This is a genomic window from Paenibacillus sp. A3 (assembly GCF_001399685.1).
Taxonomy (GTDB): domain Bacteria; phylum Bacillota; class Bacilli; order Paenibacillales; family NBRC-103111; genus Paenibacillus_G.
Genome location: NZ_JTHN01000221.1, coordinates 1 through 20568, shown reverse-complemented (window position 1 = coordinate 20568; position 20568 = coordinate 1). Strand labels below are relative to the sequence as shown.

The 20568-nt window shown below is 56.3% G+C and carries 21 protein-coding genes; 19 read left to right on the top strand and 2 right to left on the bottom strand.

Features of this window, described 5'->3' with window-relative positions; genetic code table 11:
- The first annotated feature begins 64 nt into the window (after nt 1-64).
- From QJ48_RS29130 to holA, 5 genes are all read left to right on the top strand, one after another.
- Nucleotides 65-580, top strand: coding sequence for a YbfB/YjiJ family MFS transporter (locus QJ48_RS29130; protein ID WP_054976879.1), 516 nt, complete (start codon nt 65-67; stop codon nt 578-580).
- 53 nt (nt 581-633) lie between these two features.
- Nucleotides 634-942 carry a YbfB/YjiJ family MFS transporter gene (locus QJ48_RS38210; RefSeq protein WP_193394515.1) on the top strand — a complete coding sequence of 103 codons (309 nt, stop codon included), beginning with the start codon at nt 634-636 and terminating at the stop codon, nt 940-942.
- Between the two features lie 529 nt (nt 943-1471).
- The gene (locus tag QJ48_RS29120) at nt 1472-2029 is read left to right on the top strand and encodes an RNA polymerase sigma factor (RefSeq protein WP_036677069.1); all 558 of its coding nucleotides are present in this window, start codon (nt 1472-1474) and stop codon (nt 2027-2029) included.
- Between the two features lie 54 nt (nt 2030-2083).
- Nucleotides 2084-3448 (top strand): zf-HC2 domain-containing protein, encoded by a 1365-nt coding sequence (locus QJ48_RS29115; protein ID WP_054976877.1) that lies wholly within the window; start codon nt 2084-2086, stop codon nt 3446-3448.
- 285 nt (nt 3449-3733) lie between these two features.
- Nucleotides 3734-4753, top strand: coding sequence for a DNA polymerase III subunit delta (gene holA / locus QJ48_RS29110; protein WP_054976876.1), 1020 nt, complete (start codon nt 3734-3736; stop codon nt 4751-4753).
- Nucleotides 4754-4803: 50 nt separating this feature from the next.
- Here the strand turns inward: holA and QJ48_RS38205 are convergent, their stop codons facing one another.
- Nucleotides 4804-5187, bottom strand: coding sequence for a hypothetical protein (locus QJ48_RS38205; RefSeq protein ID WP_237763102.1), 384 nt, complete (start codon nt 5185-5187; stop codon nt 4804-4806).
- 12 nt (nt 5188-5199) lie between these two features.
- Entirely contained in the window at nt 5200-5472 is a 273-nt protein-coding gene (gene rpsT, locus QJ48_RS29100; RefSeq protein WP_010495603.1) for a 30S ribosomal protein S20, read from the bottom strand.
- Nucleotides 5473-5659: 187 nt separating this feature from the next.
- Here rpsT and gpr point away from each other — a divergent pair, with 187 nt between their 5' ends.
- From gpr to prmA, 14 genes are all read left to right on the top strand, one after another.
- Nucleotides 5660-6658, top strand: coding sequence for a GPR endopeptidase (gpr, locus tag QJ48_RS29095; protein ID WP_054976875.1), 999 nt, complete (start codon nt 5660-5662; stop codon nt 6656-6658).
- 220 nt (nt 6659-6878) lie between these two features.
- Nucleotides 6879-8129, top strand: a complete 1251-nt coding sequence (spoIIP, locus tag QJ48_RS29090) for a stage II sporulation protein P (RefSeq protein ID WP_054976874.1) — start codon at nt 6879-6881, stop codon at nt 8127-8129.
- 41 nt (nt 8130-8170) lie between these two features.
- The gene (locus QJ48_RS29085; RefSeq protein WP_054976873.1) at nt 8171-8563 is read left to right on the top strand and encodes a hypothetical protein; all 393 of its coding nucleotides are present in this window, start codon (nt 8171-8173) and stop codon (nt 8561-8563) included.
- A gap of 120 nt (nt 8564-8683) precedes the next feature.
- Complete coding sequence (lepA, locus tag QJ48_RS29080) at nt 8684-10498, top strand: translation elongation factor 4 (protein WP_054976872.1); 1815 nt, start codon at nt 8684-8686, stop codon at nt 10496-10498.
- Nucleotides 10499-10561: 63 nt separating this feature from the next.
- Entirely contained in the window at nt 10562-11740 is a 1179-nt protein-coding gene (hemW, locus tag QJ48_RS29075; protein WP_054976871.1) for a radical SAM family heme chaperone HemW, read from the top strand.
- Nucleotides 11741-11818: 78 nt separating this feature from the next.
- Nucleotides 11819-12286 carry an N-acetyltransferase gene (locus tag QJ48_RS29070; RefSeq protein WP_054976870.1) on the top strand — a complete coding sequence of 156 codons (468 nt, stop codon included), beginning with the start codon at nt 11819-11821 and terminating at the stop codon, nt 12284-12286.
- A 329-nt stretch (nt 12287-12615) separates the two neighbouring features.
- Nucleotides 12616-13647, top strand: coding sequence for a heat-inducible transcriptional repressor HrcA (hrcA, locus tag QJ48_RS29065; protein WP_054976869.1), 1032 nt, complete (start codon nt 12616-12618; stop codon nt 13645-13647).
- Nucleotides 13644-15182 (top strand): TCP-1/cpn60 chaperonin family protein, encoded by a 1539-nt coding sequence (locus QJ48_RS29060; protein WP_054976868.1) that lies wholly within the window; start codon nt 13644-13646, stop codon nt 15180-15182. The genes hrcA and QJ48_RS29060 overlap by 4 nt, the downstream gene beginning before the upstream one ends.
- A 98-nt stretch (nt 15183-15280) precedes the next feature.
- Nucleotides 15281-15889 (top strand): nucleotide exchange factor GrpE, encoded by a 609-nt coding sequence (gene grpE, locus QJ48_RS29055; RefSeq protein ID WP_054976867.1) that lies wholly within the window; start codon nt 15281-15283, stop codon nt 15887-15889.
- Between the two features lie 69 nt (nt 15890-15958).
- Nucleotides 15959-17806 carry a molecular chaperone DnaK gene (gene dnaK / locus QJ48_RS29050; RefSeq protein ID WP_054976866.1) on the top strand — a complete coding sequence of 616 codons (1848 nt, stop codon included), beginning with the start codon at nt 15959-15961 and terminating at the stop codon, nt 17804-17806.
- A gap of 82 nt (nt 17807-17888) precedes the next feature.
- Nucleotides 17889-19004: a molecular chaperone DnaJ gene (gene dnaJ, locus QJ48_RS29045; protein WP_054976865.1), complete on the top strand. Its 1116-nt coding sequence runs from the start codon at nt 17889-17891 to the stop codon at nt 19002-19004.
- Nucleotides 19005-19140: 136 nt separating this feature from the next.
- Entirely contained in the window at nt 19141-19299 is a 159-nt protein-coding gene (locus tag QJ48_RS37130; protein WP_157261791.1) for a YfhD family protein, read from the top strand.
- 18 nt (nt 19300-19317) lie between these two features.
- Nucleotides 19318-19713, top strand: coding sequence for a hypothetical protein (locus QJ48_RS29040; RefSeq protein ID WP_054976864.1), 396 nt, complete (start codon nt 19318-19320; stop codon nt 19711-19713).
- 167 nt (nt 19714-19880) lie between these two features.
- Nucleotides 19881-20568, top strand: a 688-nt coding sequence (gene prmA / locus QJ48_RS29035; RefSeq protein WP_054976863.1) for a 50S ribosomal protein L11 methyltransferase, incomplete at its 3' end; no start/stop codon positions are given.

Below are 20568 nucleotides of genomic sequence, written 5' to 3'. Positions count from 1 at the left end.
AGGCTGCGTCTATGATAGACAAGACAATAAAGTTTGTTTTTTACGAGATAGCGGAGGGATCGGGATGAACGAGCAAAACAAGCGTTCGCTATTATTGGTCGGCGGGGGAGTCGCTTCTCTTTTTATCGCAATGGGGGTCGGGCGGTTCGCTTATACGCCGATTCTACCGCTGATGCTAAAGCAGCAGCTGTTTTCCGAGGCGGGCGCAGGCGCGCTGGCATCGTCGAATTATGCGGGTTATTTGGCCGGTGCGATCATGACCGCCTTGGGGACTCGGAAGGAGAGCAGATTGAGCCGGCTGAAGCTGGCGCTTATCGTCAGCGTGGCGACGACGGCATGGATGGGGATCGCGGACAGCTATGCGCTATGGTTCGCGCTGCGCTTCGTCTCCGGCTTCGCAAGCGCCGTGATCTTCGTTTACGTGTCCGGATTGGTCATGGACGGCTTGGCAGGGTTGTCAAAGCCTCATCGTGCGGTGGGGCTCTTTTACAGCGGCGTCGGCCTCGGCATTACGGCGACCGTTTTGCGGTCCCTTGGCTGCATGGGCAGTACGGCTGGCGTGGCACGTGGCTTGGCATAGCGCTGCAAGCGGTCGGGATCGCTCTTCCCGTCATTTATCCGGCCTGGCCGGGCGTGCTTACGGGGGCCGTGCTGTTCGGCTTTACGTTCATGGACGTCACGACGCTGACCATCTCGTGGACGCGGCAGCGGATGCCGGCCGATTCCGCAAGATTTGTCGGCGTCCTTACCGCCGTTTACGGCACCGGGCAGGTGGCCGGTCCGATCGCCGCAGGCTGGATGGTGTCGGGCAGCGGGCACTACCAAGGGGCGTTAATCGGCGCAGCTTCGATCGTGTGCGCCGGAGCGCTCGCAACGATCTTTCCGGCCGAACGAAAGGGCGCTTACGCAAAGACGGCCCGAACATCGGCAGTCAAACGGTGACACAGACCGGGAGCATGGCAATAACTTGAGCTTGTTGAGAAAGTGGACTTTAACAAAAATAGAGATACATACGTAGGTGGGGTATCCACTGGAGAAGCGATAGCGGCCGCCTTTGTCATCGGGAAATGTCCGCTGTTAAGCGGCTTCTAATCAAATTTCCCGATGACAACAGCGGTCGGAAGTGGATACTCCACCCCTTCGTAACCTCTATTATCCCATTTGACCACTTTCTCAACACTCTGAACTTTTTGTTTTATATTTGAACTCATTATCGGATTCTCAGTGAATCTCCGGGCACGAGCCTTTAACGGGTATCGTCAGCCGAGAGCCGCGGGGTATCCGATCTTTTTTTGCCGCGAAACAAAAAAGCCCCTTTCACGTATAATTGAACGACATAAGTCGGCTGTTCAAGCATGACAACTTCTATATACCTTGAAGTCAAAATTTGATATGCTGATAGAGTTGTGTTCCGGGTGCAACATTTTGCCCGACGCACTCGTTTATAAGGTTGCAAGAGAGGGGGATCCCAGTGGTAGCGCCTGAAGTTATCAAGGCTGCCCAGTCGGGCGATCGCGACGCTCTAATTACCCTATTGCGCGAAATTGAAAACCACGTCTACCGTACTGCTTATTACATTTTGAACAATGAGCAGGATGCGATGGACGCCGCTCAGGAAGCGTTAATCCGAATTTATACGAAGATCAACTCCTACGAAGAAAAGGCTCAGTTTAAAACGTGGGTGCAGCGCATCGTGACCAACTTGTGCATCGATAAATTCCGCCGGGCCAAGCCTACGGTTTCGATCGAGCAGCACGATTTGAGCTTTACCGACCATAAAACGGTGGAAGACGAAGTGATGTCTACGTATATCGCTCAAGACATCCGAGATGCAATCGACAAGCTCCCCGAGCACCATCGGTCCGTCGTGGTGCTTCGATACTTGCAGGATTTTTCCTACAATGAAATAGCGGAATCGCTCGACTTGCCGATCAACACGGTGAAATCTTATTTGTTCCGGGCGAGACAGCAGCTCCAAACCATCCTGAGGGAGTACAAAAAGCCAAGCGGCGACGCGGTTCGAGGGTAAGCGGCGCAGCATGAAGAGGATATACGAATCGTTACGGAAAGGTAGTGTACGGGGATGATGTGTCAAGAGGTGATCGAACTGATGCAGAGATACCTGGACCGGGATCTCGATGAAACGGAGTACGGCCGGATGCTTCAGCATCTGCAGCAGTGTCCGGATTGCACGGAATTGTTCGAACGTCTTGTTAATTTATCGAACGAGCTGGAGAGCTTGCCCAAGGTAACCCCGCCATTCAGCTTGGTCGATGCCATATTGCCGAAGCTGGAGCAGCTTGAAGCGGAAGGAGCCGAACCGGGTACCGCTTACGCCGCTTCCGACAAGATAGAGCGAGAAACGGAAGCGCTGCGGGCTAAGACCGCCCCTGATCCGGCGGACGAACGTCCGACCTGGGGAAGCTGGCGCAAAAATATGCGGGAATGGATTTCCTTCCCCGTGTTCGGCGGCGTCGTGGCGGCCGGGCTCGTGTTCGGATTTTTCCTGTTCCAGAACCAGCAGTCCAATCCCGAGGCGGATGCGGGAAGATTGCTGCTCTCGATGACGGATAAGAAAGCGGAAAATGCTGCGGCCGGCCAAGCGACTGATGCGGCGAAAAGCAAGCCGGCGGCGCAGACGGAGGGCAAGCCGGTTCCCGCGAGCGGCTCCGATAACAAAGCGGCGTCCGAGGAGCACAAGCTCCAAAATTCGTCCGCAGGGAGCGGCGACGCCAACAAAGAAGCTCCTGTCCGCTCGGGAAGCTCCGATACAGCGGATACGGACCGGAGCGCAAGTCAGACGGCCGGACCCCAGCAGCAGACGTCTGGAGGCGGGAACAAGACGGCGGAACCGGAGCAGCCTGTTCAGGAGAAGCAGCCGAAGGCTCCGGCAGAGAGACGCGATAATGTAGCGGTGCCTTCCCAGCAGCCTGCTACTCCTCCGGCACAGGAAAAAGGCGGTCAGTCCGGGGAGCATGGCGGTCAACAGACGGTAGCGCCGAGGAACGGCAGCAGCGAGCAAGCCAAGGGCTTCATCGCCTCTGAGCCATCCCAGCCTTCGGAGGAAGCGGGTGCCTCCGAGTCGGCCGACGCGGGCGGTGCCGAAGCGATGGATAATCAGCCGCCGCTGGAAGGCTCCGCTCAAGGCGGCTCGTATATGGGCATTGCGGCAAAGCCGGACTCGAAGCCCGCGGCTCACGAGCTTGCATCCCCGGACGAGAAGTATAAGGCATCGGTCCGGGAAGAGAAAATTGTTGTTTTTGACAAAGACGGCAAAGAACTGTATGCGTCCGGCTACAATTGGAAGGGTGCGGATCGTATCGAGCTTGTGGAATGGTCCGGCGACGGGAAATTGACGTACCGGGTCAACATGTCCGAACAGTCCAAGACGTTCGTCATCGACCTCAAAGCCAAGACCGAGACGGAAATCAAGCCGAGCAAGCCGTAACCGAATGCAGGTTTCAACAAGTTCATGAAAGTTTAACATATTGGTAAAGAGAACTGTTGCACCCCGCGGCGTACATTCACGTATATATACAATAGATTAAGACGGAAGACGATTCACGTCGTATGACCATCTGCGGGCCGGTTTCTAGAGCCTGCCCGGCAGATGTTTATATAGATGGGTTTCGGGCAAAGGGATTAGGTCGGGCCTTAGGGCTTTGACGTAATCCCTTTGTTGTTGGTATCATGAAGGACGTAAGCAGAGCGGGAAGGAACGGTGGGCGGCACGATGGATTATAAAACGGCGATGAAGCACATCAGCAAGGGGCAGTTTAAGCCCGTATACATAGCCTACGGGGCGGAAGGCTATCTGATTCAGGAGCTGATCTCCCGGTTGACGGACAAACTGATCGAGCCGGAGCATAAAGCGTTTGCCGTATCGCGGTACGATCTGACGGAAACGCCAGTCGACGCCGTCATCGAGGAGGCGGAGACGCTGCCTTTTATGGTGCCGAGCAAGCTGGTCGTGGCGACGAATGCGCTGTTTCTGACAGGCGCCAAGGAAAGCGGCAAAGTGGAGCATTCGCTCGAACGGCTTGCGGACTATTTGAAAGCCCCGGCGGATTTCTCCATCATCGTCTTTACCGTCGAGGCGGACAAGCTGGACGAGCGCAAAAAGATCGTTAAGGCGCTGAAGGAAGCCGATGCGCTTGTTCCGTGCGCCATGCTGTCTGCGGACGAACTGACGGGATGGGTCAATCAGGAAGCGGGAAAAGCCGGTTTTTCGTTCGGTCCCGGGGTCGCGGAGCAGCTCATTCTGTACACGGGCACCAGTCTTCAGGCGCTCGTTAAAGAAGTGGAGAAATGCGCCCTTTACGTCGGTCAGGGGGGGACGCTGCAAGCCGGAGATTTGGAGCAACTCGTCACGAGAAGCATCGAGCAGAACATTTTCCTGCTGATCGAGCATATCGTTCAGGTTAAGCTGGATCAGGCGTTTACGATGCTGAGCGAGCTCATCCGCCGTAAGGAGGAGCCGATCAAAATTGTGATGCTGATCGCCCGGCAGTTCCGCATCATGTTCCAAGTGAAGGATTTAATGCAGCAGGGCTATTCGCAGCAGCAAATCGCCGGCCAGCTCGGGCTGCATCCGTACGGCGTGAAGGTTGCGGCCGGTCAGGCGAACAAGTTCGAATTGAAGCAGCTTGCCGATATTTTGCAGCAGCTGGCGGATCTCGATTACCGGATGAAGAGCGGGAAAATCGACAAGGTGCTGGGCTTGGAAATGTTTCTGCTGCGGCTGGCGTCCTGACGATACAAGAGAAGAGCATGATCGTTCCGGGAAGGGACGGCCATGCTCTTTTACTTTACAAAACTCAAGTCCCTATTATCATATAGTCGGATAACTTTGTGTTGGTCCGTTCCTTCGAATATCCAAGCTCCGCTTTTATCAATCTCCCTAATGACCTCGACTTGCTCATCCGCTGTCCGTTTATACCGCCCGGCCTCCGTTTGAGGATGAACGATACCATCCAGCTCATACCAAGGAACATTCAGCTTTTGGGATAAACGCTTCGCCAAGGTCGTTTTGCCGCTAGCTACAATTCCAACGATGAAAACCTTTTTCATAGGAGCTCCTTTGTAAATAAAAAAGACCGACAGGACAAAATCCTGAAGGTCTTTCTTTATCGCATGTATGTTGTTGACAACGGGTACGGAGACAAAGCCTCGTACCTGCTGCAACACCGCTTAAGTACCTTACGATTGAGCGGAAAGAGCATTAAGTCTTTTCGCGAGACGGGACTTTTTGCGGGCAGCGGCATTTTTATGGATTAATCCTTTGGTCACTGCTTTGTCCAACTTTTTGCTGGCAGCGATCAGAGCGGCTTTAGCCGTTTCCACGTTGGTGCCTGCGATTGCAGTTTCAGCTGTTTTTACAGCCGTGCGGAGCGCGGATTTGTGCGAAGCGTTGCGAAGACGGCGCTTCTCGCTTACTTTCACGCGTTTAATCGCGGATTTAATGTTTGGCATGACGTTCACCTCCTACCACAACTTGCAAAAAAACATAGGTCATGTTTTGTTGACAACTCTTAATATTCTAACATGGGCAATATGAAAATGCAATAGAATCGCCGGACCTAGCCTGTAAAACTTTTGCATAACGGAATTGGCTTTTTCACACAATAACTTGGCAGCCAGAATGAAAGGAGACGAGAGCATGGGATTGGATTTGAGCGCATACTCCGTACGCACGGATCTCGCCCTTGAGGCGCACGACTTGGCATCGGCCGGCGGAATGACGATACCGGGCATTGAGCGGACGCAGTACGAGCAGGAAGGCGTCCGGGTCAGCGTCATTGATATTACTTCCCAGGAGGGCTCCCAGGCGGTCGGGAAGCTTCCGGGTCATTATATAACCTTGGACGTGCCGGCCCTGCGTCAAAAAGACAGCGATCTGCAGGACCGGGTAACTACAATATTCGCCCAGGAGTTCGAGAAATTTTTGCACAAGCTGAATATCGGGCCGAAGGCGAGCGTGTTGATCATCGGACTCGGCAACTGGAACGTGACGCCCGATGCACTGGGACCGATGGTCGTGGAGAATGTCATGGTGACCCGTCATTATTTCGAGCTAATGCCGGATCAGGTCAGCCCGGGCTATCGTCCGGTAAGCTCCGTGGCGCCGGGCGTGCTTGGGACGACCGGGATTGAAACGAGCCAGATCGTGCAAGGAATCGTGGAGCAGGCGAAACCCGATCTGGTGATCGCCATCGACGCGCTGGCGTCCCGTTCGCTCGAACGCGTCAACACGACGATTCAGATCGCTGACACGGGTATTCATCCCGGGTCGGGCATCGGCAACAAGCGCAGAGGCTTGACGCTGGATACGCTTGGGGTGCCCGTCATCGCCATCGGCGTGCCGACCGTCGTCTATGCGTCGACGATCGTGAACAATGCGTTCGATATGATGCATAACCATTTCCGCAAACAGACGACGAACACCGGACATATTCTCGGTCTTCTCGACAATATGCAGGAGCAGGAGCGGCTGCAGCTGGTGAAGGAAGTGCTGAACCCGCTCGGCCATGATCTGCTCGTCACGCCGAAGGAGATCGATCAGTTCATCGAAGACATCGCCAATATTATTGCCAGCGGGTTAAATGCTGCGCTGCACGAGGCGGTAGATACGAGCAACGTGTCTGCATATACGCATTAAGCCGAACGAACGTCCGGGAACGGCAGGATGACGAGCCTCCGCCCCGGCGTTTTTGATTGCGCCGGTAAATTTCCTCACGGTCTATGATTTTCAGGTTCTATCTTCTAGCGCGGCTTCATAGAGTTGGTAATAGAGAAGCGGACTTCCGGCGGCAAAAAATCGTCGGAAAGTGCCTGCTCAGCCGAAGATGCACCAGAAGCCGAACAAGGAGGAATGGATCATGAAATGGCCGGCCGTAACCGTCAATTTAAGCAGGTACCGGAAAATGGGACAAGCCATCGGCATGTACTCAAGGACGTTGACCATCCTGATGACAGGATGTCTGTTGTTTTTTATAGCCATCGGTTTGCTGGGATATGTGCATTCGACCGTATCGAACCCTTCCCCATCCACGTCTATGAAGGGACTGGCGGCATCCGTATCCAGCCGGTTCTTCATGGATATGATGGGGATGGAGGTGCCGGGTCTGCAGCAGGACCGAAAGTCGTTTACGTTTTCGCAATCGAACGTGTCGGGCTTCCTGTTCTCGCTGTTCACCGATCTCAATCCGAAGGACCCGAAGACGCTCATTTCCCGGGAGGTGCCCGGGCTGTCGCAGGAGCGCTCCGTGCTGCTGAGCGGCGCCGACGGCTTCGTCGTCGATTCTCCTGAGGACTACGGCCCCAAATCCGACGTGTTCCAGCGCGGAGATTTGGGAGAAGCGGGCTCAATCACAGCCAATCCCGGAGCGAAATCCGTCGATGAAGGGAAAGTGCAGGGTCCGGCCATCCCGCTGCCTGCGGCCGAAGGACCGAGAATGGCCGGCAAGAACGTCGCTTTCATCTATCAATCGCACAATCAGGAATCGTATTTGCCGGAGCTGCCGGGCGTCCGAGATCCGGACAAGGCGTACGACCCGAAACGGAACGTAACGTTGGTCGGACTGCGGCTCGCCCAAATGCTGGAAAAGGAAGGCATCGGCGCCGTGCATTCCGATAAAAACTATCCGGCCATCGAAAAAAGCTTCAACTACTACTACTCCTACAAATATTCGTTCAAAACGCTGGAAGAGGCCGTATCCGGGCACCCGGACTTGAAATTTTATTTTGATATTCACCGCGACTCGCAGCGCCGCGACAAGACGACGGCGACGATCAACGGAAAAGATTACGCGCAAATCTACTTTATCATCGGCGGCAAAAATCCGAATTGGAAGCAAAACTACCAGTTTGCCGAACAAATCGACCGCGTGCTCGAAGCGAAGTATCCCGGCCTCTCCAAGGGGATTCACGCCAAAAATGGAGAAGGCAACGGCGTTTACAATCAGACCTTCTCCCCGAACAGCGTGCTGATCGAAGTTGGTGGGGTGGACAACAGCCTGGAGGAATGCTATCGCACCGTGGATGCGCTGGCCAAGGCGGTTTCCGAAGTGATCCTGAATGCGGAGAAGGTCGATGCGCCGGTTACAGACGGGAAAGACGGGAAAAAGTAACGGCCGGTACCGGACCCCGGCGAGAAAGAGAGGAGAGCGCGGTGAGAGGAAATGCGTTCGTCAAAGTCGGCGCCGTAGGATTGGCGATGGCCTTCTGCATCTTTTTCGGAGTTGCGCTTGCCACGCAGGGAACCGAGCGGATCCACGGCCCGCTGACAAAGCCGCAGGGCGAGGCCGGTGAGGCGAAGCAGCACGCGTATACCGCCGCTCCAGCAGGGAAGCAGGGTCTAGCCGGAGCAAATGCAGTTGGGCCGGAGCACAAGCCGCAAGCGCAGCGCCCTGCGGAGGCCAAAGCGAAGCCGGCCATGCCGGAAGATCCGGCTGCGAACACGGGCATCAACCGTGTCGGGAACAAGACGGGAGAGCTGCTGCAGATTGCGGCGTATCACGGCATCCGTCTCGTCGTCTCCCTGTTCGAAGCGTTAAGTCCATAAGCGCCGTCTTCGGGAACGGGACGGAGATGGAAGTTTAGGGGTGTCCATTGCTGCCCGCCGTCACAACTGCTATAATTAGAAGTATTGTAAATTTGCAGGTTAGTGAGGGTAAAGCTGCCGATGGATATCCAAGCCAGACAAAAGAAAATAAGAAATTTTTGTATCATCGCCCATATCGACCACGGGAAATCGACGCTTGCAGACCGCATCCTCGAATATACCGGCGCTCTTTCGTCGCGCGAAATGCAGGAGCAGGTGCTTGACCAGATGGATCTGGAGCGCGAGCGGGGCATCACGATTAAGCTGCAGGCGGTTCGCCTTAGCTACCGGGCCGACGACGGTGAAGATTATATATTGAATTTGATCGATACTCCGGGACACGTCGACTTCACGTACGAGGTTTCCCGCAGTCTTGCGGCCTGTGAAGGCGCGCTGCTCGTCGTGGACGCGGCGCAGGGGATTGAAGCACAGACGCTTGCCAACGTTTACTTGGCGTTGGACAACAATCTGGAAATTTTGCCGGTCATCAACAAAATCGACCTCCCAAGCGCAGAGCCGGAACGGGTGAAGCAGGAGGTCGAGGACGTGATCGGGCTTGACGCCAGCGATGCGGTGCTGGCTTCCGCCAAAGCCGGAATCGGGATTAAAGAAATTCTCGAGCAGGTCGTACAGAAGGTTCCCGCACCGACAGGGAATCCGGACAACCCGCTGAAGGCGCTCATTTTTGACTCGCATTACGACCCGTACAAGGGCGTTATCGTGTACGTCCGCGTCATCGACGGCTCGATCAAGGCGGGCTCGAAAATCAAATTCATGGCGACGGACAAAACGTTCGAGGTCATCGAGGTCGGCGCATTCAAGCCGCGCATGGGCTCGGTTCCTTCGCTGGAGGTCGGCGATGTCGGCTTCATCGTCGCCGGGATCAAGAACGTCGGCGACACCCGGGTCGGGGATACGGTAACGGACGCCAAAAATCCGACGCCTGAGCCGCTGCCGGGTTACCGCAAAATTAACCCAATGGTATTCTGCGGATTGTATCCGATCGAAACGAGCGATTACAACGATCTGCGCGAAGCGCTGGAGAAGCTGCAGCTGAACGACGCGTCGCTCAGCTTCGAGCCGGAGACGTCCACGGCGCTCGGGTTCGGCTTCCGCTGCGGATTTTTGGGGCTTCTTCACATGGAGATCATTCAGGAGCGGATCGAGCGCGAATTCAACATTCCTCTCATTACGACCGCACCGAGCGTTGTGTTCCGCGTGACGCAGACGAACGGCACGGTGCTGAACATCGAGAACCCGTCGCTGTTCCCGGAGCCGGGCAAAATCGACTTCGTCGAAGAGCCTTACGTCAAGGCGTCTGTCATCGTACCGAACGATTATGTCGGCGCCATCATGGAGCTGTGCCAATCCAAGCGCGGCGAGTATATCAACATGGAGTATCTCGACACGACCCGCGTGACGCTCACTTACGATATTCCGCTGTCGGAGATCGTCTATGACTTCTTCGACCAATTGAAATCGAGTACCAAAGGCTACGCTTCGTTCGATTACGAACTGTCGGGCTACAAGCGTTCCAATCTGGTGAAAATGGACATTCTGCTGAACGGGGAACAGGTGGACGCGCTCTCGTTCATCGTACACCGCGACCGGGCGTTCCACCGCGGCCGCATTATTTGCGAGAAGCTGAAGGAACTCATTCCGCGCCAAATGTTTGAGGTACCGGTACAGGCGGCGATCGGCCAGAAGGTCATCGCGCGCGAGACGGTGAAGGCAATGCGCAAGAACGTCCTTGCCAAATGTTACGGCGGCGATATTTCGCGGAAGCGGAAGCTGCTCGAGAAGCAGAAGGAAGGCAAAAAGCGCATGAAACAGGTCGGCAGCGTGGAAGTGCCGCAGGAAGCGTTTATGGCCGTATTGAAGATCGACGATAACTAAGAAAAAAGCAGGCAGGTGCTTCGGAGTTCCGGACGCCTGCTTTTGCCATTAGGGGGAACCTAAATGCTGCAGCGAACCCAGACACCCCAAGCGGTGTATATTCATATCCCTTTTTGCACGAACAAATGCCACTACTGCGATTTCAACTCCTACGTGCTGAAAGGCCAGCCCGTCACGGATTACCTGGACGCGCTCGAGCGCGAAATGGAACGGACGGTGCAGGCGGTCCCGCCGGGGGAGATTGAGACGATTTTCGTCGGGGGCGGTACGCCGACGGTATTGACGCCGGAGCAGATGGAAGTGTTTTTGCGCCGCGTCCGCGCTTATTTCCCGGCTTGGTCGCCGCAGTTGGAATTCACGATGGAGGCGAATCCGGGCACGACCGACCTGGAGAAGCTGCAAGCGATGAAAGAAGGAGGCGTCAACCGGATCAGCTTCGGGGTGCAGTCTTTTGACAACGGGCTGCTTGAAGGCATCGGGCGCATCCACAATACCGACGACGTGTACCGGAGCCTGGAGAACGCGCGGAAAGCCGGGTTTACGAACCTGTCCATCGATCTGATGTTCGGCCTGCCGAAGCAGACCAAGGCCGTGATGGAAGCGACGCTGAAGGAAGCGCTCGCGCTGGACTTGCCGCACTACTCGATCTACAGCTTGAAGGTGGAAGAGAATACGCTGTTCCACACGCTCTATGAGCGCGGACAGCTGCCGCTGCCCGAAGAGGATGAGGAAATCGGCATGTTTCTGCTGATTATGGAACGGCTGCGCTCGGCCGGCTACGGGCAGTATGAAATCAGCAACTTCGCCAGGCCCGGATACGAGAGCCGGCATAACGCGATGTACTGGCGCAATCAGAGCTATTACGGCCTTGGCGCCGGGGCTCACGGCTACGTTCACGGTCAGCGACATGTGAATATTAAAGGCGTCCAGCCTTATATCGACGCGACGCGCAGCGGGCTGCCGCTGTTGGACAAGAAGGCGGTGGAAGTTCATGAAGCGATGGAAGATTTCATGATGGTCGGGCTGCGGATGCTTGGCGGCGTGCGCAAGGCGGATTTTAACGAGCAGTTCGGTATGGAGCTGGACGACGTGTTCGGACATGTGCTCCAGCGGCAATGCAGCCTCGGACTGCTGGAGGCGAGCGCCGGGGGATACAAGCTGACGGAGCGGGGCGTGCTGCTTGGAAACGAAGTGTTCGGCGAATTTTTGGGAGCCGCAAAAAATACGTCAAAAATAGGTTGATCCTTTATACGTCTTGTTGTATATTTATTCATATCATTTTCTACATGAGATACTACTAGGCGATGGGTGGGAACCGCTATGACGACGACGTTGACCTGCAGACAAGCGACCGCGCAGGACATTGACACATTATACGACATTATTCAAGGCTATGCTGAAAAAGGAATTATGCTCCCGCGTACCAAGGAGACGCTGTCTGTGCAGCTTGATACGTTCGTCGTAGCGGAGATCGACGGCCAGCTTGTAGGCTGCGGCTCGCTCACAAGGCTCGGGCAGGATCTGGTCGAGATCCGGTCGCTCGGCGTTTCGGACGGATACAAAGGTCAAGGCATCGGCAAGGCGCTCGTTGGCTCGCTGCTGCACGAAGCGAAGCAGCAGGGCATCCCGAAAGTGATGGCGCTGACCTACGAGGTGGCGTTCTTCGAAAGAAACGGCTTTACCGTTGTCGAGAAGGAGATCTTCCCCGAGAAGGTATGGCGCGACTGCATCCACTGCAAAAAGCAGCATTGCTGCGACGAAATCGCCGTCTTGAAACGGCTCGACTGACTTGACACAGACCCTATGGGTCTGTTATTTTTGTATTAGCTTAGCACTCACTAGCACGGAGTGCTAACGAAAGAACGGTTTGTATATTGGGAAACAAGGCAAGCAAGATATGCCTTGGTTTATTTCTTTTAATATATTTGTTTTTCGGCTGATATGTTTTTGACGGAGGAAAGAACTGCAGCCGGAGAGTCTACGTGCCGCCTTTGAATTCGGGTTCTTACCGACAGGTAAGTTCAATTGGAACCCGAGTTCAACAGCGGCCGGAGGCTGCAGTTTCTTTCCCGCAGTCAACCCTCCATTCAGCCGAAAAAAAGCAAGGGGGACTTGGTGTGCTAACCGAACGTCAACGTCATATTTTAAGCGCCATAGTCGATGATTACATCCGTTCTGCAGAGCCGGTCGGCTCCCGCAGCATATCCAAGCGCGGCAACGTGGGATTCAGCCCCGCCACCATCCGCAACGAAATGTCCGACCTGGAGGAGATGGGCTTTCTGGAGCAGCCGCACACGTCGGCCGGCCGGATTCCTTCCCATAAGGGCTACCGATATTACGTCGATCATCTGATGCATTATAACCAGCTTCCTGTTCAGGATGTCGACATGCTCAAGCAGTTTTTTGCCGAAAAAATGCAGGAGATGGAACGCACCATCCAGCATGTGGCGCAAATTTTGTCCCAACTGACAAATTATACGTCTATCGTCATGGGACCGGAGATGCTGGGCACGACGATGAAGCATTTGCAGATCGTTCCGCTTAACGAGCGGACGGCTGTCGCGATTATCGTGACCAACACCGGACAAGTGGAAAACAAGACCGTCACGATCCCCGAAGGCGTTCCGATGTCGGAGATCGAGAAGTTCGTTAACCTGCTCAATGCCCGGCTCAAGAACGTGCCGCTGCTCCATTTCAAGGCGAAGCTGTACACGGAGATCGCCTCGGAGCTGAGCAGCTACGTCTCCGGTTACGAAGAACTGCTGCTCATGCTGGATCATGTGATGGACCGCGGAGAGGAAGAGCGGATATTCCTTGGCGGCACGACGAACATGCTGACGCAGCCCGAGTTCAAGGATGTCGATAAGGTGAAAAGCATTCTGGACCTGCTCGCCGAAGGACCGAAGATAGTGCAGCTGTTTGACGGAACCGGCGAAACGGACGGAATACAGGTGCGGATCGGCAGCGAGAACAAGCTGGAAGCCGTGAACGATTGCAGTTTGATCACCGCTTCGTATTCGCTGGACGGGCAGCTGCTCGGGACGATCGGCATCCTCGGACCGACACGGATGGATTACGGTAAAGTCATCAAACTTCTCGATCATTTGACGAAAGATTTGAATCAATTGATGGGGCGTTGGTACAAATGAGCCAAATCAAGCCGACAGGCCAGGAAGGCGAAGAGGCGTTTGCAACGCTGCGGAACAACGCGAATGCGATCCGCGCCATTTGCTCGGCGGTGGAAGGGACCCTCGGACCGAAGGGGCTCGACACGATGCTGGTTGGGACGCAAGGGGAAGTCGTCATTACGAACGACGGCGTGACCATTTTGGAAAAGATGGACGTCACCCACCCCGCCGCAAGATTGCTCATTCAAGTCGCCCGTTCCCAGCAGCATCAAGTCGGGGACGGTACGACGACGGCCACCGTGCTGGCGGGCGCATTGGTTGCCGAAGGCGTGGCGCAGGTCACGCGGGGCGTGCCGGTGGCGAAGGTCGTCCGCGGGGTTCAGGACGGCGTGGCCGCGGCGCTGGAGTCGCTGGCCCGCCGGGCGCGTCCGCTGGAAGGAATGAGTGATCCGCTGTTGTACCGGATCGCGTACATTGCCGGGCGGGAGCATGCCGACCTCGCCAAGCTGATCGTCGAAGGGGCGAAGCGTCTCGGCCCGGCGAAGCTGCGGGAGCCGCACTTCCGCTTTTCCGACGTCGTGATGTCGCACGGAAAAGCGGCGAACGAAGTGTGGCCGGGCTTGTTGATTAACAAAAAGCCGGCCAATGCCCAGCTTGATTTTCCGCCGGATACGGCGCAGGTGCTGCTGTTCCAGGATGCGTTCGAGCCGGAGTCGGTCGATGAGGAAGCGCTCATGACCGATGCGGGCTTCCACAAGCAGACGCAGCTGCGGGAGCAGTTCCGCGCCCTCTTGGAGAAGCTCGTCGAGCTGCGCGTCGGCTTCGTGGCCTCCGAACGGGGCGTCGATCCCGAGGCGGAGCAGTTCTGCACCGACCATGGGATCATGGTGCTGCAGCGCCTGCCGCGTGCGGAGCTGCGCCGCATCGCCGAATACACCGGCGCGCGGCCGATCCGCCGCAGCGGACTGCGCAAGCCCGCCTCGGAGCTTGCGGGCTATCTCGGCTTCGCCGGGCACGTCGCTTACGACGAGCGGCTGGAGAGCGTGCGGATGGCCGAAGGCAAAGGCCGCACGCAAGTATCCATCGTCGTGGGCGCCAGCACGAGCGAGGTGGTCGGCGAGCGGCTGCGCATCGCCCGCGACGCGGCTTCAAGCGTGCAGGCCGCGCTGCGCGGCGGCTCCCTGCCCGGCGGCGGGGCGGCCGAAATGGCTGTCGCCCACGAGCTTGACCGGCACCGCGAGACGGTACAGGGCATGGAGGGCTTCGGCATTGCCGCCGTCGCGCAGGCGCTTCGCAAGCCGCTGGCCCAAATCGTCGTAAACGCGGGCTACAACCCTCTGGAGAAGGTCGAAGAAGTGAAGGCGGCACAGATCGCTTCCGGCAACGATGCGCTCGGCATCGACTGCGATACCGGAAGCGTCGCCGATATGATGGCCGCCGGCGTCGTCGACCCGGCAGAGGTGAAGCTGCACGCGCTGCAGGCTGCCGGCGAGGTGGCATGCGCGGTGCTTCGCATCCACACGGTCATTAAGATGCGCCCGCGCACGGAAGAGTAAGGTCCAAGCATGCCGGGCGTTTCCCGGCCGCAAGGGATGGTTACAATAAGTAGAGATAGAGAGGCCGTATGGCCGATTCGGTTAAGGAGGTGACACAATTGAACGCGGAACAAAAAGAGCAAGCAAACGGACGCCCGGAGACGGACGTCGAAACCAACGAGCAAGAAACCGGAGCTACATATGACGCCGGAGCATCGGCCGAAGGAGCTGCCGACACGGAACAGGCAACCGGCCAATCGGAGGCTCAGGAGGCAGTCCATCCGGAAGTGGAAGAGCTCAAAAAACAAGCGGAGGAAAATCACCAGCGTTTTTTGAGGGCGCAGGCCGATTTTGACAACTTCAGACGCCGCACGCAAAAGGAAAAAGAAGAGTTTGCCAAATACGCTTCGTTCAAGCTGATCGAGCAGCTGCTTCCCGTGGTCGACAACTTCGACCGGGCGCTTGCCGCCAGCAAGGGCAGCAGCGATTACGAAGCCTTGACGAAAGGGATCGATATGATTTTCCGCCAGCTGGAGCAAGTGCTGACGAGCGAAGGCTTGCAAAAGATGGAAGCGGTAGGTCAACCTTTCAATCCCGAGTACCATCAGGCCATCATGCAGGTGGAGTCCGATGAGTACGAGGAAGGCATCGTCGTGGAAGAAGTGCAAAAGGGCTACCTGCTGAAAGACAAAGTCATCCGACCTGCAATGGTCAAAGTGAGCTCATAAAGCATAAATTATGAACGCGATAAGCGTATACCCATACAATGCACAGCGAAATTAAGGAGGCTAACCCTCATGAGTAAAGTAATCGGTATCGACCTTGGGACGACCAACTCCTGCGTAGCCGTCATGGAGGGCGGCGAGGCCGTCGTTATCCCGAACCCGGAAGGCAACCGTACGACGCCTTCCGTCGTAGGCTTCAAGAAAGACGGCGAGCGCGTCGTCGGCGAAACGGCGAAACGCCAAGCCATTACGAACCCTGACCGTACGGTCATCTCCATCAAGCGTCATATGGGGACGAACCACAAAGAAGTAATCGACGGCAAAGAGTACACGCCGCAAGAAATTTCGGCGATCATTCTGCAAAAGCTGAAAGCCGATGCGGAAGCTTACCTCGGCCAGTCGGTTACCCAAGCCGTTATTACCGTTCCGGCCTATTTCAACGACAGCCAGCGTCAAGCGACGAAGGACGCAGGTAAAATTGCGGGCCTCGAAGTGCTGCGGATCGTCAACGAGCCGACGGCAGCCGCTCTCGCGTACGGGCTGGAGAAAAGCGAAGACCAAACGATTCTCGTATACGACCTTGGCGGCGGTACGTTCGACGTCTCCATTCTGGAGCTTGGCGACGGCTTCTTCGAAGTTAAAGCGACCAGTGGGGACAACCGTCTGGGCGGCGACGATTTCGACCAAGTGGTTATCGACCACCTCGTGGCCGAGTTCAAAAAAGAGCAGGGCATCGATTTGAGCAAAGACAAAGCGGCCGTTCAACGTCTGAAAGACGCGGCCGAAAAAGCGAAAAAAGAGCTGTCCGGCGTTCTGACGACGACGATCTCCCTTCCGTTTATTACGGTTGTGGACGGCGTGCCGCAGCACTTGGAGATGAACCTGACCCGCGCCAAATTCGAAGAGCTTTCCGCCGAGCTGGTGGAAAGAACGATGGGACCGACCCGTCAAGCTCTGAGCGATGCGGGCCTTAGCGCGAACCAAATCGACAAAATCGTATTGGTCGGCGGTTCCACACGGATTCCGGCCGTTCAAGAAGCCGTTAAAAAGCTGACGGGCAAAGAGCCGCACAAAGGCGTTAACCCGGACGAAGTCGTTGCGCTCGGCGCTGCCGTGCAAGCGGGCGTACTGACGGGCGACGTTAAAGATGTCGTACTGCTCGACGTGACTCCGCTGTCCTTGGGGATCGAAACCGCAGGCGGCGTATTTACGAAAATGATCGACCGCAACACGACGATTCCGACAACGAAATCACAGGTGTTCTCCACTTACGCGGACAACCAGCCGAGCGTGGAAATCCACGTTCTGCAAGGGGAGCGCGCAATGGCGGCCGACAACAAAACGCTGGGCCGTTTCATCCTGGGCGATATTCCGCTCGCGCCGCGCGGCGTGCCGCAAATCGAAGTAACGTTCGACATCGATGCCAACGGTATCGTCAACGTCAGCGCACTGGATAAAGGCACAGGCAAAAGCCAAAAAATCACGATCACGTCTTCCAGCGGTCTGTCCGAAGAAGAAATCGACCGCATGATGAAAGACGCGGAATCGCATGCCGACGAAGACCGCAAGCGCAAGGATCTTGTTGAAGCCCGCAACCAGGCGGATCAGCTCGTCTATTCCGTCGACAAGACGATTAAAGATCTGGGCGACAAAGTCGACCAGGCTGAAATCGACAAGGCAAATGCGGCGAAAGACAAAGTGAAAAAAGCGCTTGAAGGCAACAACCTTGACGAGATCAAAGCAGCGACCGAGGAGCTGACGCAAGTCGTTCAGCAGCTTTCCACGAAGCTGTACGAGCAAGCGGCGCAGCAGGCTCAAGCGGCCGGCGGCGCAGACGCCGAAGGCGCGCAAGGCGCAGCCAAAGGCAAAGACAACGTGGTAGACGCGGATTACGAAGTGGTCGACGAGAACAAGAAGTAATAACCCTTGCGGTTAGCAGGAAGTCAAAGCCGGCATTCGGCTTTGACTTTCCGTTTGTCGCCCGGGGAGTGGGAGTGGAACGATGAGTAAACGCGATTACTATGAAGTGCTTGGAGTAGGCAAGGACGCTTCCCAAGAGGATATCAAGAAAGCTTACCGCAAGCTCGCCCGCCAATACCACCCGGACGTGAACAAGGCGGACGATGCCGAGTCCAAGTTCAAAGAAGCGAAGGAAGCGTACGACGTACTGAGCGACGATCAGAAGAAAGCGCAGTACGACCGCTTCGGCCATGTCGACCCGAATCAGGGCATGGGCGGCGGTTTTGGCGGCGCCGACTTCGGCGGCTTTGGCGATATCTTCGATATGTTCTTCGGCGGCGGCCAGCGGCGCAACCCGAACGCACCGCAGCGGGGCGGCGACCTGCAGTATACGCTGACCATCGAATTCAAGGAAGCGGTATTCGGCAAAAAGACCGACATTCACATTCCTCGCACGGAAACGTGCGATACGTGTAGCGGTAGCGGCGCGAAGCCGGGAACGAAGCCTGAAACGTGCGGCGTCTGTCACGGGTCCGGGCAGCAGGAGGTCGTGCAAAATACGGCCTTCGGGCGAATCGTCAACCGCCGGGTGTGCTCCTCTTGTCAAGGACAGGGAAGAATCGTCAAAGACAAATGCGGCACGTGCCATGGCTCGGGGAAAGTCAAGAAGCAGCGCACGATCAGCCTGAACATTCCGGCAGGCGTGGACGACGGGGCACAGCTCCGTGTGACGGGAGAAGGCGAAGCAGGGACGCGGGGAGGTCCTCCGGGAGACCTGTACGTCGTAATTCGCGTCAAATCGCATGAATTTTTCGAGCGGGAAGGCGACGATATTTATTGCGAAGTGCCTCTCACTTTCGCGCAGGCGGCGCTTGGGGACGAAATCGAAATTCCGACGCTGACCGAGAAAGTGAAGCTGAAAATTCCGGCCGGCACGCAGACGGATACGTATTTCCGCCTGAAAGGCAAAGGCGTTCCGCGGCTTCGCGGGTACGGTCAAGGCGACCAGCACGTGAAGGTGGTCGTCGTGACGCCGACCAACATGAACGACGAGCAGCGAGAGCTGCTGCGCGAATTCGCGCGGCTCAGCGGCGAGCATACGCACGAGCAAAATCAATCGATTTTCGAGCGGATGAAAAAGGCCTTTTTAGGCGATTAAGCAGATCAAGAGGCATACGAAAGCACGGCGGCGATTTTTCGCTGCGGTGCTTTTTTGCATATTTTTCGTCCGTTTGGCAGACAATACAAGAGGTGGATATCCAAACCCTATGGACTACGTAAAGGAGGGAACTGAAATGAGCGAAAATGAACGCCAGACTAATCAAGCGGATCGGCAGCTTCCCATCGCCACAAACGAAGATGTCGAATTTGCTTCCGAATTGGCGGATCAAGCGGACGTCGCAGCGCGCGAGCGTGCGGCGGATGCCGATGAGAGACAACAAGGGCAAGCGTAGGGAAGCGGGGTAATTGTTATGGCTGAAAAAAGCATCTTGGCTTATTTCCAATCCAGGCAGCAAGCGGAGAGCTGCGTGCCGAAGCTGAAAGCCTTGCGTGCCGCCGATATTCAAATCGATCAATTCGGGGAGTATCCGGGGCATGGCGTGGAGGAAACGTTCAATCCTTTAAGCAACAGCGATTTTCCGGGATTGGCCTATTTAACGCTCGGCGGGTCCGGTATGAGTCAGGATGCGCGGATATTGACCGCCGTCGATGTGGATGCCAGCGGCATGGCCGACGGCAGCAGAGAGCTGTTGGCACCGGACCCGGAGGATATGACGCGCCGGGACATTCTGCTGACGGTCGTCCTGGATGAAGCGACCTACGACCAAGCGCTGCGGGTCATCCGTGAGGCGGGCGGCAACATCTGAAGCCCGGCAAAGCCGGCCTTCGCAGCCGGAGATAACGGTTCTTTGCATGTCCGACATGCGGGGAACCGTTTTTCGCATGCGGCTGCGCCGTTTTACCCGCGCCCGTAATTGTTGTATACTAGGACTTACGTGTGCTTGCATAAGCAAAATATGGGAGGGAATACCCGGTGCGTTGGCATGAATTAACGGTACATACGACAGAAGAAGCAATCGAGATGATTTCGAATTTTATACACGAGTTTGGAGCAGGCGGCGTGTCGATCGAGGAGTCCGGAACGCTTAACAAGAAGAGGGATACGTCGCTAGGACAATGGTATGAGCTCCCGCTGAACGATATTCCGGAAGGCCGGGCCGTCATTAAAGGCTACTTCGCCGAAGGAACCGACATGGATGCGATTCTGGAGGAGCTGAAGCGTTCCGTCGATCAGCTTGCGGAATACGATATCGATACCGGGAATCCCGTCTACGAATTGAAGGATGTGGACGACGAGGATTGGGCGAACGCGTGGAAGCAGTACTTCAAACCGCTGCGCGTGACGGACCGGCTGACGATTAAACCGACCTGGGAAGAATATACGCCGGCAGCGGACGAGCTGATTCTGGAGCTGGACCCCGGAATGGCCTTCGGCACGGGCACGCATGCGACGACGTCGCTTTGCTTGCGCACTCTGGAGAAGGTCGTTCAAGGCGGCGAGGATGTGATCGATGTCGGCACAGGCTCGGGCATTTTGGCCATTGCGGCTGCCAAGCTGGGCGCGAAGCATGTGCTGGCGCTTGACCTCGATCCGGTCGCCGTATCCAGCGCGACGGAGAACGTGCATCTGAACGGGCTGGATCAGCAGATCACCGTGAAGC

Bases quoted from the DNA above. Each gene is read 5' to 3' on its own strand.
- QJ48_RS29130 (WP_054976879.1), top strand. From the start codon at position 65: ATGAACGAGCAAAACAAGCGTTCGCTATTATTGGTCGGCGGGGGAGTC.
- QJ48_RS29115 (WP_054976877.1), top strand. From the start codon at position 2,084: ATGATGTGTCAAGAGGTGATCGAACTGATGCAGAGATACCTGGACCGG.
- holA (WP_054976876.1), top strand. From the start codon at position 3,734: ATGGATTATAAAACGGCGATGAAGCACATCAGCAAGGGGCAGTTTAAG.
- rpsT (WP_010495603.1), bottom strand. From the start codon at position 5,472: ATGCCAAACATTAAATCCGCGATTAAACGCGTGAAAGTAAGCGAGAAG.
- gpr (WP_054976875.1), top strand. From the start codon at position 5,660: ATGGGATTGGATTTGAGCGCATACTCCGTACGCACGGATCTCGCCCTT.
- spoIIP (WP_054976874.1), top strand. From the start codon at position 6,879: ATGAAATGGCCGGCCGTAACCGTCAATTTAAGCAGGTACCGGAAAATG.
- lepA (WP_054976872.1), top strand. From the start codon at position 8,684: ATGGATATCCAAGCCAGACAAAAGAAAATAAGAAATTTTTGTATCATC.
- hemW (WP_054976871.1), top strand. From the start codon at position 10,562: ATGCTGCAGCGAACCCAGACACCCCAAGCGGTGTATATTCATATCCCT.
- QJ48_RS29070 (WP_054976870.1), top strand. From the start codon at position 11,819: ATGACGACGACGTTGACCTGCAGACAAGCGACCGCGCAGGACATTGAC.
- QJ48_RS29060 (WP_054976868.1), top strand. From the start codon at position 13,644: ATGAGCCAAATCAAGCCGACAGGCCAGGAAGGCGAAGAGGCGTTTGCA.
- dnaK (WP_054976866.1), top strand. From the start codon at position 15,959: ATGAGTAAAGTAATCGGTATCGACCTTGGGACGACCAACTCCTGCGTA.
- dnaJ (WP_054976865.1), top strand. From the start codon at position 17,889: ATGAGTAAACGCGATTACTATGAAGTGCTTGGAGTAGGCAAGGACGCT.
- QJ48_RS37130 (WP_157261791.1), top strand. From the start codon at position 19,141: ATGAGCGAAAATGAACGCCAGACTAATCAAGCGGATCGGCAGCTTCCC.
- QJ48_RS29040 (WP_054976864.1), top strand. From the start codon at position 19,318: ATGGCTGAAAAAAGCATCTTGGCTTATTTCCAATCCAGGCAGCAAGCG.